The 16,603-nt window shown below is 37.6% G+C and carries 9 protein-coding genes and 2 pseudogenes; 4 read left to right on the top strand and 7 right to left on the bottom strand.

The genetic code is table 11. The features are described 5' to 3' along the window. Positions 1 to 593 precede the first annotated feature (593 nt). From ACRBG0_RS05020 to ACRBG0_RS05000, 5 genes and pseudogenes are all read right to left on the bottom strand, one after another. Positions 594 to 752 (bottom strand): annotated as a pseudogene (locus ACRBG0_RS05020) (replication initiation protein); the annotation flags it as partial. A gap of 69 nt (positions 753 to 821) precedes the next feature. Continuing rightward, positions 822 to 1,295 (bottom strand): annotated as a pseudogene (locus ACRBG0_RS05015) (replication initiation protein). A gap of 33 nt (positions 1,296 to 1,328) precedes the next feature. After that, on the bottom strand, positions 1,329 to 1,595 hold the full coding sequence (locus ACRBG0_RS05010) for a hypothetical protein (RefSeq protein ID WP_431485812.1): 267 nt from the start codon (positions 1,593 to 1,595) through the stop codon (positions 1,329 to 1,331). A 1,344-nt stretch (positions 1,596 to 2,939) separates the two neighbouring features. Beyond that, positions 2,940 to 3,764: a hypothetical protein gene (locus ACRBG0_RS05005; RefSeq protein WP_431485811.1), complete on the bottom strand. Its 825-nt coding sequence runs from the start codon at positions 3,762 to 3,764 to the stop codon at positions 2,940 to 2,942. 11 nt (positions 3,765 to 3,775) lie between these two features. After that, positions 3,776 to 5,461 (bottom strand): type IV secretory system conjugative DNA transfer family protein, encoded by a 1,686-nt coding sequence (locus ACRBG0_RS05000; RefSeq protein ID WP_431485810.1) that lies wholly within the window; start codon positions 5,459 to 5,461, stop codon positions 3,776 to 3,778. A gap of 113 nt (positions 5,462 to 5,574) precedes the next feature. Here ACRBG0_RS05000 and ACRBG0_RS04995 point away from each other — a divergent pair, with 113 nt between their 5' ends. The 4 genes from ACRBG0_RS04995 to ACRBG0_RS04980 all read left to right on the top strand — a co-directional run bounded on the left by ACRBG0_RS04995 (position 5,575) and on the right by ACRBG0_RS04980 (position 9,391). Continuing rightward, complete coding sequence (locus ACRBG0_RS04995; protein WP_431485809.1) at positions 5,575 to 6,504, top strand: hypothetical protein; 930 nt, start codon at positions 5,575 to 5,577, stop codon at positions 6,502 to 6,504. Between the two features lie 37 nt (positions 6,505 to 6,541). Then, the gene (locus ACRBG0_RS04990) at positions 6,542 to 7,714 is read left to right on the top strand and encodes a hypothetical protein (protein WP_431485808.1); all 1,173 of its coding nucleotides are present in this window, start codon (positions 6,542 to 6,544) and stop codon (positions 7,712 to 7,714) included. Between the two features lie 158 nt (positions 7,715 to 7,872). Then, a complete protein-coding gene (locus ACRBG0_RS04985) occupies positions 7,873 to 8,145 on the top strand; it encodes a hypothetical protein (RefSeq protein ID WP_431485807.1) in 273 nt (90 codons plus the stop codon). Between the two features lie 631 nt (positions 8,146 to 8,776). Beyond that, positions 8,777 to 9,391 carry a hypothetical protein gene (locus ACRBG0_RS04980; RefSeq protein ID WP_431485806.1) on the top strand — a complete coding sequence of 205 codons (615 nt, stop codon included), beginning with the start codon at positions 8,777 to 8,779 and terminating at the stop codon, positions 9,389 to 9,391. Positions 9,392 to 9,508: 117 nt separating this feature from the next. Here the strand turns inward: ACRBG0_RS04980 and ACRBG0_RS04975 are convergent, their stop codons facing one another. Together ACRBG0_RS04975 and ACRBG0_RS04970 are read right to left on the bottom strand one after the other, a co-directional pair. Then, positions 9,509 to 15,142: an ATP-binding protein gene (locus ACRBG0_RS04975; protein ID WP_431485805.1), complete on the bottom strand. Its 5,634-nt coding sequence runs from the start codon at positions 15,140 to 15,142 to the stop codon at positions 9,509 to 9,511. A gap of 128 nt (positions 15,143 to 15,270) precedes the next feature. Next, a complete protein-coding gene (locus ACRBG0_RS04970) occupies positions 15,271 to 16,506 on the bottom strand; it encodes a tyrosine-type recombinase/integrase (RefSeq protein WP_431485804.1) in 1,236 nt (411 codons plus the stop codon). Positions 16,507 to 16,603: the final 97 nt, after the last annotated feature.

The following is a 16,603-nucleotide window of genomic DNA, read 5'->3' as shown; positions in this document are numbered from 1 at the left end:
TCAGTTTTTTGTGAGTGCATAAACTTCTCAAAACTCCTCTCCTCCGCTGACAATAATTCCTCACGAAGAAAAACCTTCCATTGTCATTGGATAAGCGCGTGCTCGAAACCATAAGCATCAAGTGCAGTCTTAAAGAAGCTATTGTCTTCCATTTTACGCAAAAAGACATTTTTAAGTTCAGCGTGTTGATTAGAAGCAAGATCAGCGAGAGCTTTCTCTACCAAGAGCTGTAAGTGATTGTGGAAAAGCTTTTCATGCTCTTCTTTGGAAATAGATTGATCCTGTTCTTTTTTCTTCTTTATTTCCTTTTTCTGTCACTCCTCTATTTGGTCAGCGTAGAACTCTTTTTCCAATGCCTTGATAATAAAACCTTCAGGGTTAGGGACCGCTGACTTCTTGAAGTAGTTTTCACAAAACTTGATAGTTTGTGTAACGTACGTTTCATCATACCTACTAGCTATATGATTAATGACAGACTGAGAGAACTTATACCTTTTTAAGCTTTTTAACCACACAGGAACCTCAGCAGCAGGAGTACTACTCTTCTCAAAGAGTCCTTCATGAGAAGCATCGGGTACTGACTTTTCCTCACCTCAAGAGTTTCTCTTGTTGGATGTGATATAGAAAGTTATTTTCTGAACCTTTTTTGTGCCTGGCTTTTTCGATTCTTTAAATGTAAAAGTGATATCAGTATGCTCCGACAAATCTTTTTGAGCTTGTAGAATAATTCTTTTCTTGAAGTTATAGTAGCGGTTACTGTACTTTGCTTCGACTCATAGTATCTCCTTCAGATCAGTTATATCGAATGTTCTTTTCCCTATTCACTCGAACGCCTTTAGTAACTCATACATACGAATAGAATTACTACTACTAATATTGAGCACATGTTTCATATCGTACATGAGGAATCTGTTTTTCAGTTGCAGGAGGTATGGCTTTAGGTCAGGATGAAACGTTGCCTCTATGACTCCTGTTCCATCTATATTGTATTTGAAGCTATTAACCAAAGACGTCTTAAACAACTTTTTCTCTCATCACTCCTCTATTGGTATTTTGATGATCTTTTTTATAAGACTATCTGTTGTTCTTTCTAATTCCTTGTAGATATTCTTGTTCTTAATATTAAATGTCTTAATGAACTCCTGAATAGGAATTCTATAAAGAGCAAAATCTTCATCATCATGCGAGATCTGTGAAAGCATCAACGTGAAAAGCCTTATCTCTAAGACCGTAAAGTCAAACCTAGCGTTTACTAATTGATTACTCTTCTTCACAATTGCCTTCTTCTTAGCCATCACCATAAACAACACACTAAAACTACAGACGCTTTATAATGTAGCTTTCAAAAAAAACAAGCTCGCACCACCTGTTTCCGGCGTTAATCCCAATTCCCACACCCTGAATTTGGTGCTTTTGGGGTAGGAAAATGTAGTTATCCACCCTAAATTTGGTGCTTTATGCCCTATAAATGGTGCTTTTGGATCCGGAAAGCCTGAACAATAAAGGCCAAACTCGTCACATAAGTAACATAAGTTTTCTAATAATAATACAACAATAAGAGAGAGTCTAATGGTTAACTTTTGTGTTGTTGTCATTTCAAGAAACTTGTTTTAAAGACTTAATAAAGGGCTATTTACCTTTTAGGCAGTAGAACACTGCCTTTCCCAACCACATTCGCGCGAAAACGCCAATTTCAGGGCGTTTTTTAATCATTAATTAACCTCATAGCTGGATGACATTAAATCCAATGAGAATTGAGGTTATAATTGTAACGGCAAGTATCGCGAAGAAAAGCACCTGGTACGTACTTCTACTCACCTGAGTCTTAATGNNTATATAAACTTTGCCTTTCTTGTTCTAATTCACCTACTTTATTCTCACGAGAAGCAAGTTGCTGTTTGTAAAGTTCAACATAACCTGAGTACTCCTCTACTTTGGATGACAAAGTTGTTTTTTCTACTTTTAGTTCGCTGATTTCTTTCAAGAGCTTAATGTCTGGGTTTTCTTTTGGGGGCTCCTCTACTCTGCTTTTTTCTTTTGAAGATGTAGCTCTTTTTTGATTTCCTAGTGTTTTACCCATCGCTACACTCATTTCTTCGAGGTCCTCCTCTCTTATATAGCTGGCCTTCCCTTTAGAGTCAATTTTGACTACCAAATCAATTCAAAGCTTTTTTACCCACTTATAGAATGTTGGTGCAGAAGTAGATAATAATAATATGGCCTCATTGCTACGAATCATCAGAAATGAATAGAAATTAAACAACAACCTTTGGTTATCAGGAGAATAAAAGCGCTATGCATAGTGTTTTTTAACACACCAGACTATGTCGCAATTAAGGCACAATTAGCAACTTATTTGCTCTTTTTTGCCTCCCTTAATTAAGTATGCCTTATTAAGTCTGATAATTCAAGGCTTTTTGTTAATTAACACTTCATTCTCCCTTTATTAATGCTCACTCTTTCATTAAAAAGCTATTAATAGCGCCTTTCTCATCTATTTAATCTGTTAATTAAGTGTTTTCTGCATGGCTTGTTTGAGTAGTCGTGTACTGTGTAAAGTGTTTGTTGTTCTTTCTCTTTCTTAATTGTCACTTAATTGTGTCCTTTTTGTCTTAGGGTGGGGGGAGTAGAGGAGTGCTCCTGTCTCAAAAAATACTTTTAATGGCTAGTTTTAGTCTCCCCTCCGCAGAGTTAAGAAAGCTGCAAAGAGGGGAGTAGAGGAGTCTTAACTATTTCTCTTTTCTTTACAAGAACATTTGTTCTCCTTTTTTTTTGCTAGTGATTCGTTTATGGGAGAGTAAGGGTGGTGGTGTTCTGTAAAGATTATTTTCTATAGCAAAGCGGCTAAGAGGGGAGGCTATTAACCCTTTTTAAAGTAGGAATGAGATTGCTGCTTTTACGGCCAACATTTCTCTTTATTTACTCTTCTAAAAACCTGCTTAGATGGTTTCTACCTCTTTATTAAGGGCGTTACTCCACTTCTTGAAGAAGTAGCTTGTCGCACCTTTTAGCCCAGAGAAGAGGATAAAGTCACTTAGATCTTGATTCTTTATTCTTTCCATTACGGCCTTCATGACTTCTGGATAACTAAATACCGCTAAGACCCTATGTCCCTTTTCAATGCTATAGTTGCGGCAAAGAGAGGAGTCTCTGACTCCTTCTAGATGTTTTTGGAGTTGCGCGATTATTCTTTTGGTGTTCCTGTCGTTGTAAAGTTCAAAGGCAAATAGCCTAGTAACATCACCTTTCTGGAGGAGTAGAGTAGCATCTGCAATAAGGTATTCACGACCTATTTTAATTTTAGTCCTTGCTTGAAGATTCTTTCCTGTCCTATTGTTTCCAGTCTTGTCAAAGTATCTATCAAATTCGAGGACCTGGATGCCTTCTTGTTTCGCGGATAAGTCGCAGGCGATATGGCAATCTATTGTATATTTTCTATGGAAGTAGTCTTGAGTAAACATTACGGTCCTCCCCTTAGGTATCCTTACTTCTTGTCCTTCCATTATATTACTTTCCAGAAGTAACTTCAGACCTTTAGGTTTTAGGTAATAGAAGTTTTCTAGGCGTCCTTTTGATGGCACAAAGGCAAACTTCATCTCACCAATGAACGCCCTTTTACTCTCCTTTAGTGGCTTCAACATCACGGAAAGATTGCTCTTACGCTGTGAGATGCGAAGAGTGATCATTTGCGAGGTTGTTAAAAACTTGTACCTAGCTAATGCTTTCAGGATTGAAGTTTGTCCAGGGGAGAGTACTGTAACCATTTTATTATTTGTTAGAGGTCAAATTTCGGCTTGTTTACTTCGGTCTCATCAGGTGGAGCTTCATTCACTGTTTTTCTGTAGTACTTACTAATCATTCTTTTGTTTAGCTCTTTCTCCTCTCTAGATGAAAGTGAAAGAGAACTGTCAACCAGAAGAGCGTCGGATACTTTAAATACTTGTCCTTTGCTATAGCTGGTTTTTACGTAGAAATGGTAGTTTCGTAGTTTCTGAAACACAGAGATATCTGTTCCTGTTATGCTACTCATCTTTTTTATGGTCTGTATGCTATCGTTTTTTCCAACGAGCTTAACCGAAGTGTTTCCGAGTACGACACTTTCAATTTCTCCTAATCTATCTACTGACTGATTAGCCATGATGATATGGAGCCCATATTTCCTAGTCTGTTCCAGGATGTCTTTGATGGAAGGTGATATGAAGTTTTGGCATTCATCCACGAAAAGAAATGTCGGTTTTCTGAATTCTCCTCTCATTGTTACCTGGCTTTTAATCATAGATATGAGAAAACGACCATAAGCTTGAGAGGCATCAGGTCCAAAAAGGCGTTGACTAAGATTAAAGACAACTATTTTACCAGAGTTTATTGCTCTGCCTATATTGATTGTGCTTTTACCAATTGTTGCATTGTAGAATGCAGGATAATTGAGAAAAGATTGGAGCTTTGTGAAGATGCTAGTTTTCGTCTTGGCATAATGCTTATCACGAAAATTCGCGAATATCATCCTGTGAGCATTATTAGGGAGTTTTAAGCCTTCGTTAATAAGTGCTGGGTCGTCTTGCATGAGCCTTATGAGGTCCAAGAGTGTAGACCCTTTCCTTGTGAGTAGCAAAGAAAGGCAGGGGATTAGTAATGCGCTCATATTGACTGACATATCAACACCTACAGCTTCTTCTATTGCCTTCGCCAAATTCTGTGCGTAAGTCACGACAGCGCGAGGGTTAGAGGAATTAATTTCTAATGGGTTTATTACGGGCGAGTATTCAGGTTTGAGCTCCGGCTCAAAGTAAATGAATCTATCGCTGTTTATGTGCGTTTTAAGTTTTTTAACCTGTTGTGAAAGGTCTCCATGAGGGTCGATTAATACAAGTGAATACTTTCCTTGCTTACCTTTCCCTTTGTGGCTTTTCTTTATCAAGTTATAGAAGAGGAGTCTCATAAGTTCACTCTTGCCTGAGCCCGTTGCTCCGCTGATATAGCAGTGTCTCATGAGTTCTCCTACGGGTATACGATTTCTAAGCCTATGTAAAAAAAAACCAATGCCGTCCCCGTTCGAATCCCGAGTGGCTTCCAAAAGAACTTGTACAAAACATTCAGGAGTACTCTCCAGGCCCAAGCGAAACTCTGTGAGATAATCCGATGAAGGAATTCTCAAAAATTGGAATATGGGGTAAATTTTGTACTTTTCTTCTTGTATCTCTTTGAAGAGTAGCGTGAACTCATGATAGGTAAATGCACGTTTACGAAGTAAAACCTTACGGTAGTGGGGAACGTTATTTCTTTGTGCTTTGTATATAAAGGTATCCATCTTTGAAACCCATAGGTCTGCAAGCTTAATGACATCTTCCGTGTCATGCGATGTCACTTGTCCTAGCTCAAAGTATTGAGACTGGCCAAATAGTTCGGAAAATTCACTTTCTGTAATAACAGCACTGGGGTTAAAATTTCCAGGAAGATTCATTTTTTAGTGAATAGTTTGACACAAAATTAAAGTTCTTTTTTTTGTTTCGTACGAAACATATATTTTTTTCTATACTTGTATCAAGAACGAATGTTCTCAAAAAGTAGTTCCCTATGGACAATCAATATTATGTTGTACATGAAGGTGTGATTGGAAAAATGAGAAGCGTGAGTCTAGACGGTCTCCCTGAGTCAATACGTCTGCATCTTACTACTTGGATCAAAAGAACAGAAGACTCTTTTTCCCGATCGAGTAAGGGTTTGAGTGTGGACAGCGACACCTATAAAGGAAACACTAAGAGCCTAAATGCACTTTACCAGTTATTCCAAGTAGCCGTGGCTAACCTTAGACATAACTATAAGGTTATTCAAAATATTGGAAATTACTCATCTAAAGAGAAGGAGAGTAACCCTTTCTACCTCCCAGCCAAAAAGAATCTTAAGTCCCAACTCTTTTCACAGTGTAACAACGAGGCTCTAAAATTTGACCCTGAGAATGTTTTAAAAGTAAAAATGCTTTCCCAAAAGCTTGATCAAAATGAGCTTCTAGATGAACTCTGGGCAAAGGTAAATCGTGAGCATTTTAACAAAACGTGGGAAGACGTAAGAAAAAGAGAAAGGGATGTTAAAAAAATGGAAGAGGAGTGGGGTATTATGAGGAAGCAGCATCAATCTTTTCAGATTGACAATAATGAGCTGAGAGAGGAGCTCGGCAGACTTCGTAGGGAGAATCAGGGTTTGAGAGATCGGAATAGTCAACTCATTAGGGAAGGGAAACAACAATCCGAAGAAAGTGGGGAAAAGTATAAAGCTAACTTTAAGGAGTTAGAGGATAGTTATGAGCAGTTGATTAAAGCTTTAAAAGATACTGCCACAAGGAAAGAAGAAGCTTTATTGCAACAGGTCCGTCTTACTGAGCTCAAGGCTAGCAGGATGGAAGAGGAGTATGCTATCCTTTTTACTCAAAAGTATCGAGAAGAGATAGAGAGACGGGCAAAGGAGATTGCAGCAGAGTATATCAAACAAGAATTCCCTTTTAAATAGGGCATACAACGATCTGCGAAGAATAAAAAATATCTTTATGAATACCAATACAAGACTATTCTACCACCTGCAACTGAAAGAGCAGGAGTTAGAGAAGAAGGCGAGGGAAATAGACTTGGATAACCATGAGTTGGTGACTAGAGAAAGAGAGGTCTCCCTTAGCCAGAGAGAGCAAGAATCCATGATGAAAATCTTTCGCGAGAAGATGGATAACACTCTTTTGCTTTTTCAAACAAAGCTAGAGAATGTTACGGCCTTGTTGCAACTGAAAGAGGAGGGTTGGAGTCAAAAACTTAGTTATAAGGAGCACGAAGGGACTGTAAAAGACATGCTTCATCAAAATGAAGTAGACAACTTACAACATGAGGGTCGCGTAAAAGACTGGCTTCACGAGGAAGAGGTAGACCGCCTTCAGCATACTATGGAGATTAGTGAATTAACTCATAAGAACGAAAGAACTTTAGATAGTATTAGTCACCATAGAGAGCTGTTCGATCTGGATCAAACTATTGCAGATAAAATGCAAGAGATACATCTGATGCAGCGACAAATCCAGTCTCTGGATCATAGAATAGTCTTGCAAGACGGACAGATGTCCATCCTCAAAGAGCAAAGTGTTTTAGAGAGCAAAAAGGGACAATTAAAGGATGAGCAGGTAAGGCTTTCTGGTAGAGAGATGGGGCTGTTAGAAAACATGAACCGCTACAGAGAAGAGTACTGGAAAAAGAAGGATGACCTCCTTTCTCACGAGTATGACCTACGAGATGACTCTCTTCAAAGCAAAGAGACTGTCTTGGATATCCGTGAGAGTGTTCTTGAGTTACGAAGAGAAAGAGAGAGCATGGATTTAGGAAATGAGTGGGACAGACTTGAGAGAAAGGAGTCTATGATTGATATAAACAAAATCAGAAGCCAAATAGAAGTAGAGAAAGAGTATCTAGAAGCAAACAAGCGTTTGTATCGACAGAGTTACGGTTTCGAGGACCGGAGGAGGCGTTTTCTTGATGATTACTATACAAAAAAACAGGATGCAGAAGTACTTGAAATAAGAGAGAGGAGTGCTACCTCTCGTCTTAAAAGCATTAATAATGAAGTTCTTTCCTTGGAAAGGGAGCTCTCAAATTTACAGCGAGAGAAGGAGCAAGCGGCTGAAGCCGATAATAATGCTGAGAGGCTGCTTCTGGAAAAGAAGAAAAAGCTCGGTCTGTAGGACTGAATAATTAAATTCTGATTTGAGATATGCCATCTGTTCTGTAGAAAGTATAAACACATTATTTGTAATAAAAGGCTACTCTTTTATCTCTATTAGTATACCAGATGTCTATATGAAAAAAGTCAAGGAACCTTCAGGATAAGAAAGACGTTATCGTGAGGAGATTAGAATCAATTGAGCGCTTAGTAAAGATGACTCAACAAGAAACAGAGGTGATCGACTTTTTTGCTAATTCAGATATGGTAAAGCCAGATTCATATCGAGAAGAAAAGCAACGTAAGGTTGTGATAATTAGTAGCAATATTGAGCAAATAAGGCTAGAACTTCAGAATGAATTAGATGAGTATCACAGTCTGCTACATGACTATGTTCATGAGTATGGTATAGCAGTGGAAGATAAACAGAAGCGTTTCAGAAAAAAACATTAATCGTTAACCATCACAATAATTAAAGAATGGCACTTGATTCTTTTGCTTCAGATCAATTACAGAACAGTACAGAATTCATTGTTTATGACTCAATGGATAGGCAAATTTATTTTAGCACTCGACTTCGAGAAGTAATCGAAGTTGTGTCTCGGTATCCGCCAGATCAATTTTATATTGCTGTGCATAACAGGAGTAGTGCAATTACCGACATCCAAGCTGTTGTGCGAAGCCAGTTAGATAGAGTCTTTGGTATGGATACGTATGGCACAATCGACATTGTTTGATGTGAAAGAAGAGGGGGTGGCTGAGCTTATAGAACCTTGCTAAGGTCATGTTCATTATTGGGATCTACCCTTTCTGAAGTATCAGCCTCTTTTATGGGTTCTAATCGATACCTTTCTGGCATGCCTACCCCTCTTTCATCTGGCTGGTCTCGAATAACTAATGCAAATGTTTTTCATTGATCGGTAGTGACTGTTTGGATTATACTCATTTTCTTGGTAGAGATCTAAAAGAGTAGCATAAATATATCCGATTAGAATAACTACTGAAAAAAGTAGGAAAAATTAACTATCAAGTAAGTAGGCTTCATTTTCTCTTTTGTTAATACACTGAGTCAATAAGGGAATATATGAAAAAAATAATTTTTATCGAAGGTGTTGACGGCTCTGGTAAAACAACATTATCGGCGGGACTCAGTAATCTATTGTCCGCAAAGTACAAGCAAGATGTTCAGCTTTTGAACAAGTACTCACCACGTTATTATGGCGATTTATTTGAGATAGATCGGAAGAATGGGATTCAGTGTTCTCCCCTAGCAAAACTTAGCTATAGAGTTGCTAGATTGAGCTTGGCACTAGATCATGAAGTGAGGTCGATGAACAAAACGGCTATCTTTGACAGAGGACCAGTAAATACAATTCTTGACTCAATGGAGGATGGCATTCCCCGCGATTTACTGTCCATTTTCTTAAAAGACATGTTTGTAGGAGTAGAGGAGTATGGTATACAAATGATTTTACTTCGACCACCTTTAGAGACAGTGTTTCAGAGGCTCTCGACCAGAAAGGAACTGGCTCATAAAGAGAAAAGTAGTGCCTATATTACTGGCTATTATGAGAAATCTTTCAAAGTGTTCAAAGAAATTGATTTTACTAGTAACAAGATGGTGATAGACACAGAAAAGTTGACCATTGGGCAATGCCTCCAAGAGATTGAGAGAGTGGTGTGCTCTGGTTGCATTTAATTCTTTCTTTTTTGTAACTCCTGACTTGCTCTATTAAATTAAATGTTTGGATAAGCTTTGCTTCAACCTTCATCCATGAAATTATGGCTAAAGAAAGAAAATAATGTGATCATTAATCTAGAGTCTAAACGAAGCTTTCTTTTTAACGTACCAGATTGGTTCAGGGTATAAGTTCAAGAGTTTCTCATAGTAATCGGCTCTAATCTGTATACAGCAACCAGAAATGAAAGGGTGTTCATTTCCATTGCTAATACTCCCAGTATACTTCTCTTTCCACGTTTTGAATATTACGATTTTCTCACCTTTCTCATTTTTAGAACATAATCCATTGTGTAATGAGTTATCTATTTTTAATGACAGTGAACTTAGGACGAAAGGAGAAAGGAAGACAAGTGTAGCCTGCTCAAAGAAATCTGTCACTTTGAGATAGGATACAATTTGATCCTTTATTACAGGGTTTTTCGTAGCAAACCCTCTTTCAGTCATGGGTGTCAATGAGTATAAGAAAGTCTCCTTGTCAGGTTTACATTCTCCAGACCAATAACAAGTTATAGTAGAGTAACATTCCTTTTCTCTATACTTCTCTCCAGTTATTTGTTCTTCAATTGATGCTATAGTGATCCATTTGTTTGTAAAAGCAGATTCAATAGCGTTTACAACGCTAAAATCCTCTTCAAATGATGAGAGGTTAGGCACTTCTTTTGGTCTTGGTGCGTGAGAGGATACCATTAGTGATGTTTCCGTCGAAAGAAAATGAAATCCAGAAAAGAAAGGTTCGCAATATAAATCAGCGACTCTCCAAAGTTCATCGTAAAATTTTCTATTTACGATGCTATAGATTGCATCGGCATTAGGTACAAGATATGGCATCACTTTAGCCACTCTATCGTAGTAGTGATCGCCGTATTCTTCAATTATTTCATCTCTTTTATACCTAAATGCATTTGTCACTCCTTTCTCAGAAATTCCTACTTTTCTCAGTAGTGTATATTTTGGATTGTAGTGAGACAAAAAAACATGATCTATCGGGTCCGCAGGATATTCAATTACATTTGGTGCATTTTCTTTTTTTAGTTTCCCATCAAGAAGGTCATAAATGATTCTGTCTTCCAAAAAATATCCAGTTGGATACATATTAATAAGAGTTCCAAGAAGAGAGTCGGGAAGTTCTGATAGATCAAAATTTTCAAGCATAATTTGCAAAAGGAATGCTCTGTGAATTGGAAGAAGAAAGGCATTATTCTTAAAAGCCCATTCTATTGGCTTGAGCAAAGACTCCTTTTTATAAATTGAAAAAAATATCAATCCATAAATAACACTTTGTGTTTTTATTGTAGTAAGAGTTTTAAACCTGGAAATTAGAAGTGCAACTACCAATTCGGATTGACTGAATGACAAAAGACCTGTATACAGAGACTCTTTCACTTCAATTATTGCAGTGTCAGGAAGACGCTTTGTTACAATTTTTTTTATCAAGAATAACAAAGGCTGTACTATTGACTCCTTTGCGCCTATGTTTGCGAGTGAAGTAATAAGATTCTTTGCTATAGATTGAGTTCTGCCATCACTTACATAAATTCCAACAATCTCATTGAGATATGAAATCGTTTTCTCTTGATTAAAATCATATGCTTCTTGTAGATATTCTTCCTCATGTAATCCTTGAAACCATCCATCAGTAAAATACACGAAAAGCGTTACACGAAGGTATATCCAATCTTCAGTTCCATGCTCGAAAAGGTTTTCTAACCAGCGGTCCTTATCTTTATTACTTCTTGAAACATTTCTTGATGCTAGTGAACGGATTAGCTGTTTCCTCTCCTCAGTAGATAATGTAGTTAACAGTTTTTTTATGCGTTCAACTTGTTCTGAATTATAGTTTTCCTTTTCTAAGTATGCTAAAGCATCATGAAAGCTTTCTGTAGGAAAAGGTTCGACAATATCATTATCTGCTTCTGGGGGCGTAGTTAAAGATTCTTCTTTTTCTTCTTCTGCATTGATCTTTTCTGCCAGTTCAATTTCAAAAACTTCTTTATAACGTTCTACAATGCTTTTTGAAAACTTAGCATGCCTTTCAACTCCGGCAAGCTCTGGAAGTGTCTTGACCCAATTTAGATAAGTATCTTTAATAGATTGATCAATTTTATGTATTTTGTCTAATGCCAGGTGTAATATAGTCTCGCTAGAGGCTATAGGGATAGTTCTAACCAGTAAAAACCACGAGGTAGCGTCAAACATTTCGTCACAGTCTTTTAATAGGTCATATAGTTGTGTTTCTTGATGATAATTCGCAACCGGAGACTCTAAAGTTTCTGCTATTAAAAAGGATAGTCCTTCTTTTGGATATACTTTTACGAATTCATTGAACCATTCAATTGGATAACTTTGTGTTGATTTTCCATCAGTATGACTTGTGACAGTCATTGATAATTTATACAGCTCAAAAAACCATGTTGGACTCAGTGTGCCATATTGTTTCTGATAAGGAGTCGAAGGATATAGTAACTCACTCAGTGTGCGATCTTTTCTGTAACCATAAGCAGTAAGGTATTCTATTCCTTGTAGAAAAGCTTCTTCTGCTTCTTCTATGCGTTTGTTTCTTGTTAGTACCCTACAATAATTAAAAGCAATCGTCGTAAGGTCTGAGTAGACTCTTCTGGAGCCGAGAGGATCATAATAATCTTCATACTTCAGTAAAGCTTTATCTCCTGGAAGGTATTCTTGCGCAATTTCTAAGAATGCTTCTACAGTCAATGGGCCAGAGTAACTTCTTTGTATTGAGGTTGTGGTTTCTGTAACCTTTTCTAAAAGCTGTATGCAGATTGATTTACTTTTATCCGTTAAGCACAAATCTAAGCCTCTTCTGAAGGTATCACGGATAAATGCTATCTGTCCGAAGAGATCACAGGTACGGGGCGTTCCTTTGAAGGGGGCTAAATCTCTAACAAGATAGCTGAATGCCTCTTGAACTTCGTCGTCACTATAAGACTCGTTTTCTTTTATAGCGACCGTTTTCACCATGTATATTAGCCAATTAAAGAACCAGTTGCGATTGCTTAATTGGTCAATAACTTCATTGATGAGTTCATCACTTTTTTCTTCTTTACATTGCCTTATCCCCAAACGAAGTTGAAATAAGGTTTCTTTCCAATTTTCGCTATGATGAAAATGTTCTGTCTTTAATATCTTCTTTACTACTTCTAAAGGGTTTACAGGATTTTCGATTCTCCTTTCGAGATATTTTAGGTAGGAGGGAACATGATCTACCCATTCATCTCCAAAATGGTAGATCCACTTCTGAAACTCTTCTAATAAGGATTCATGAAAACTACTGTATTCCGGTTTTTCCGAGGTAGTCTGGTAGTAGTGTTCAAGTGTTTTATAGTCACCAATACTCAATGCCTTCACAATCGTATACATCCACTTTTCTTTAGGAATACTACCCTTATTAGGAACAAGAGACCACGGTATATCAGTCTCACCAGCATATGCCTCCTCAATTAAAATATTCTGAATATCAGATTGAGAGGCAAGTTGTTGGGTGTCGTATGATAAGAGAGAATACATTGCTTGTCTACCTTTTAAGTCTTTTACAGCAATTAGGTAATTGAGATAGCCAGCATGATTTTCAAGCTCCCATATTACTTTTGATAACTCATTGATTATGATTGCTTTTTGAAAGGTGCTACTTATTGCTAAACTCTTGGAGAGGAGTTTAAAGTTTGACGTTACCAAAGAAAAAGGCTGAGTATTGATTAACGATTTTGTAATAAAATCTTCGTTAATGAAATCTGATATTACAGCATAATCTTCTACTTCAAAATAGAGTTTTAGAAGATGTGCATAAGCTTTTTTGGACTCAAAGAAGTCCTTAGTTTCTAACCACTGAATAAGAGGACTGTACATTATTTTTTCTGTATCTGCTCCTTGTTCCTTTAGCTTCTCAACGATAAAGCGTTTAAAACTTTCGTGATAGATCATATATCCACCATACGGTGCTGCATACCTGAGAACAGGACGAAGCATAGCAATCTGATCATTGACAATATCTCCCCAACCCGTGATCTCTTTTAAATCTTGAGAAGAAAGAAAAAATGCAGCTCCGCATAGCGCATATGGAACACTCTTTCCTTCTTCTATTTGGGCGTATAAGTAGTTATAGTAGGCTTCTAAATTATATGTGTATTCTGGCAATGAAAATAACCATTGCAGAGTGTTTTTGCCTTGATGCTTAATTGCTTCATCAACTAAATACTTTGTATAAAGAGCATTACCCTGGCTCTTCTCATGAATCAAATGAGAAAGTGAGGTTTCTTCGTGCTGTACATCAGAGATTGCATGTTTCGTTAACAATGCTTGAACAAAAGCCTTAGAAATACGTGGAAGCTCAACTGATACAAAATCACTCAGAGATTCAAGTTCTTGGATTGGCTGGGAAACCACTAAAAGTTGTACATTTTTATTTGTTAAATCAAGAATAGCTAATGCTTTAAGAATAGAAGTTTCATCTTCAGTCAGTCCCCCTCTATTTCTCTGATACACTCTCCAGATATGGTCAATTCCATCAATTATTATGAGCGTTGGCCTGCTTATGTTTTTGAGTAAACGATTTAATTCATCAAAGTTGGACCCCCACCTCATCGTTTTGTAACCTCTTAATTCTTCATCAGTCATTACTAACTGATCAATTAGACTACCATACATTGCATTGACTGTAACTCTTCTTAATTGTAGAGGATCACCTAGTTCCGTGTAGCAATAGTGTTTGACAACTGTAGTTTCTTGGTGGTGTTTGCGATAGTGTTTTTCTAGATTGGAAATAAACCAAGATTTTCCAGCCCCTGGCTCAGCTTTTACTATTACCCCTTTCTGCGATTGAATTGCATTTAAAACTGCTTCAATGCGATCAGGTGTTTCCACCAACATTGCATACTCTACTGGAAAGTTTTGCTCAATAGCCCCATTTGTGAGAACTATCCCTACTTGCTTTGCTAGTTCAAGTACTGAAATGGGTTTATTTTGACGTGTTGATCTATAGTGGCGTGTGAGATTACAAAGTTTGTGTACGACATGATCGACAGAGAGATGATCATTTGGATATGTTCCTATCCCTATTTTTCTGACAGCGGAGAATAAAAGGCTCTCAAGCCCTGAAAACTCGCTTTGTAAAAGTGAAGACTTGGGATAGCCTATCTCAATAATTAAATCATTGAGAAATATCTCAAAATCATTTCTATTGATTGTAATAGCGGCTTTCCTTAATGCCTTCCAAGATGTAGGTATGCCCTTTTTTCTATCCCATAACTTATCTATCGACACCTTAAAACAGGTTGTGCCTGAAATAAGAGACAGGGATGGATCACAAGTGACAAGAACTTTGTTGACTTTATCATTGGGTTTAGGGTGATCCCAGGCGAGACACAACCTGAATTCACTACTAGATTGATGTAAATGCACCCATGATCTATACAAGTCATGAAGTGCTAGGTCATATTGAGCAGATGATGAAATATCGCTTTTAGTGAATATATGGTTGCTTTGATTATTACTATACTTGACTTGAAAGTTTTGAAATTGCCCTGCGGTCTCTATAGAAATGTCATCAAATTTATCTTCCTGTCCTTTAGGTGTTTTCTTTTGATCAAAGAAAAATTTATTTTCATCCTTACCGTTTGCCAAAGCTTCAGCTACTAAATAAGCAGAAAGAATGTCTTGATAATAATAGCCTTGATGGGCTTGTTCTAAGGCCATATAGTAGAGTTTAGAAGTAAGTCACAATACCGGTGATTAGATTTTAGCAATCCATTTATAGATTAACAACCAAAGTTACAAAGAGCCAATATACTTAACAGGCAAGAGACACGTTATTGTTCATGGTGCTACAACAAATCCATAGCCTCCTTCAACCTATCCCTATCCCTCACGATACCCACATACTTTGAAGTCGTCTTGATCGAAGAGTGGTCCGCTAAGGTCTTGACCACATTAAGATCAACACCTTTTTCAATGGTCAGAGTGATGGAAGTGTACCTTGTCGTATACCAAGTGATATATCTATCGTCAGTGAAATTGATGCGCTTGGAGAGGTTTCTAAACGTTCGCCTCATGTTTGCTCTGTAGTTACGGAGTCTGGTGTGGATGCGTTCCGCACTATCATCATAACCATTGAGAACATCGAGGATGTACTTACCCCCCGTGTCGTATTCTCTAAGGATTCCCATCGCTTCTTTAGGTACGGGCTTTCCGCTAGCACTACCGACACCCGTTTTTGATCTTTTATACTTCCAGTACTGATTGTTGATATCTTCCCATTTGAGATGAGCAATGTCGATGAAGTTTACTCCAAATAACTTGTACCCCAACACCCAGTAGGCGAGATGTTTCTTTTGGGTAGGTGGAATATCAGCGGTGTGGTAGAAGTCTACGACCATTTCTTTTTCTTCCTCAGTCATATCCTTGATTCTATTCTTTTTGATCTTAGATGAAGACTTGGCGTGACGCTTATTGATATTATAGCCCCTTGGTGAGTACTGTGTCTTTATTGGGCACTCCTCTGGTTTGAGGAATCCGTTTTGCATCGCCTCACACAAGGCTGTCTTTAGTGTCTTGAGATAGTTCCATCCTTTGATTTCTCTCTCATCCAATTTCTTGAGGATAGTATTTAGCTCACGATCACCAAAGTCTTGCAATCGCATATCCCTGGTAAAGCACTTTTCCAAGAATGAGGTGAGTCCTTTAAAGTCGTTGGCATAAGCCACTTGATCATTCTCGAAGTAGTATTTTTCCAGTTCTCTAAGGTATGCGAACAGCTTTTTATATGTAGGTTCCTTCTGTTCTTCTGAACGGTTCAACTCTTTCACAAAGTGTTTGTAGTCCCATTCGTCCAGATAATCCGCAATTCTCCACGCTTTCTTTTCGTAGGCCTTCAGGAGTTCGTTTTTGCGCTCAGAGTGGAGAAAACAGTGATCTTCAAAGTCCCAGGATTCTTTTTTACAAGAGAATCCTTTCAGTCTTTTGCGTCTTACATTGCTTCCCCAGGTGACCATAAGGACGATTGGGTGGCTTCCATTCTTGAGCTTTACGGAGATGTCGAGTCTCAAATAGATGTTAATCATGGCAAAGAATCTTTAATCAGTAAAGAAATCTTCAGCCTTAAATTATTGATAATCAAAAAGTTATCAAGTACTTTTTTGCATGGCATGCAAGAGGTCA

Origin of the sequence: Lewinella sp. (assembly GCF_050633125.1) — a bacterium.
Classification (GTDB): Bacteria; Bacteroidota; Bacteroidia; order Chitinophagales; family Saprospiraceae; genus Lewinella.
This window is presented reverse-complemented; position numbering and strand designations above follow the sequence as displayed.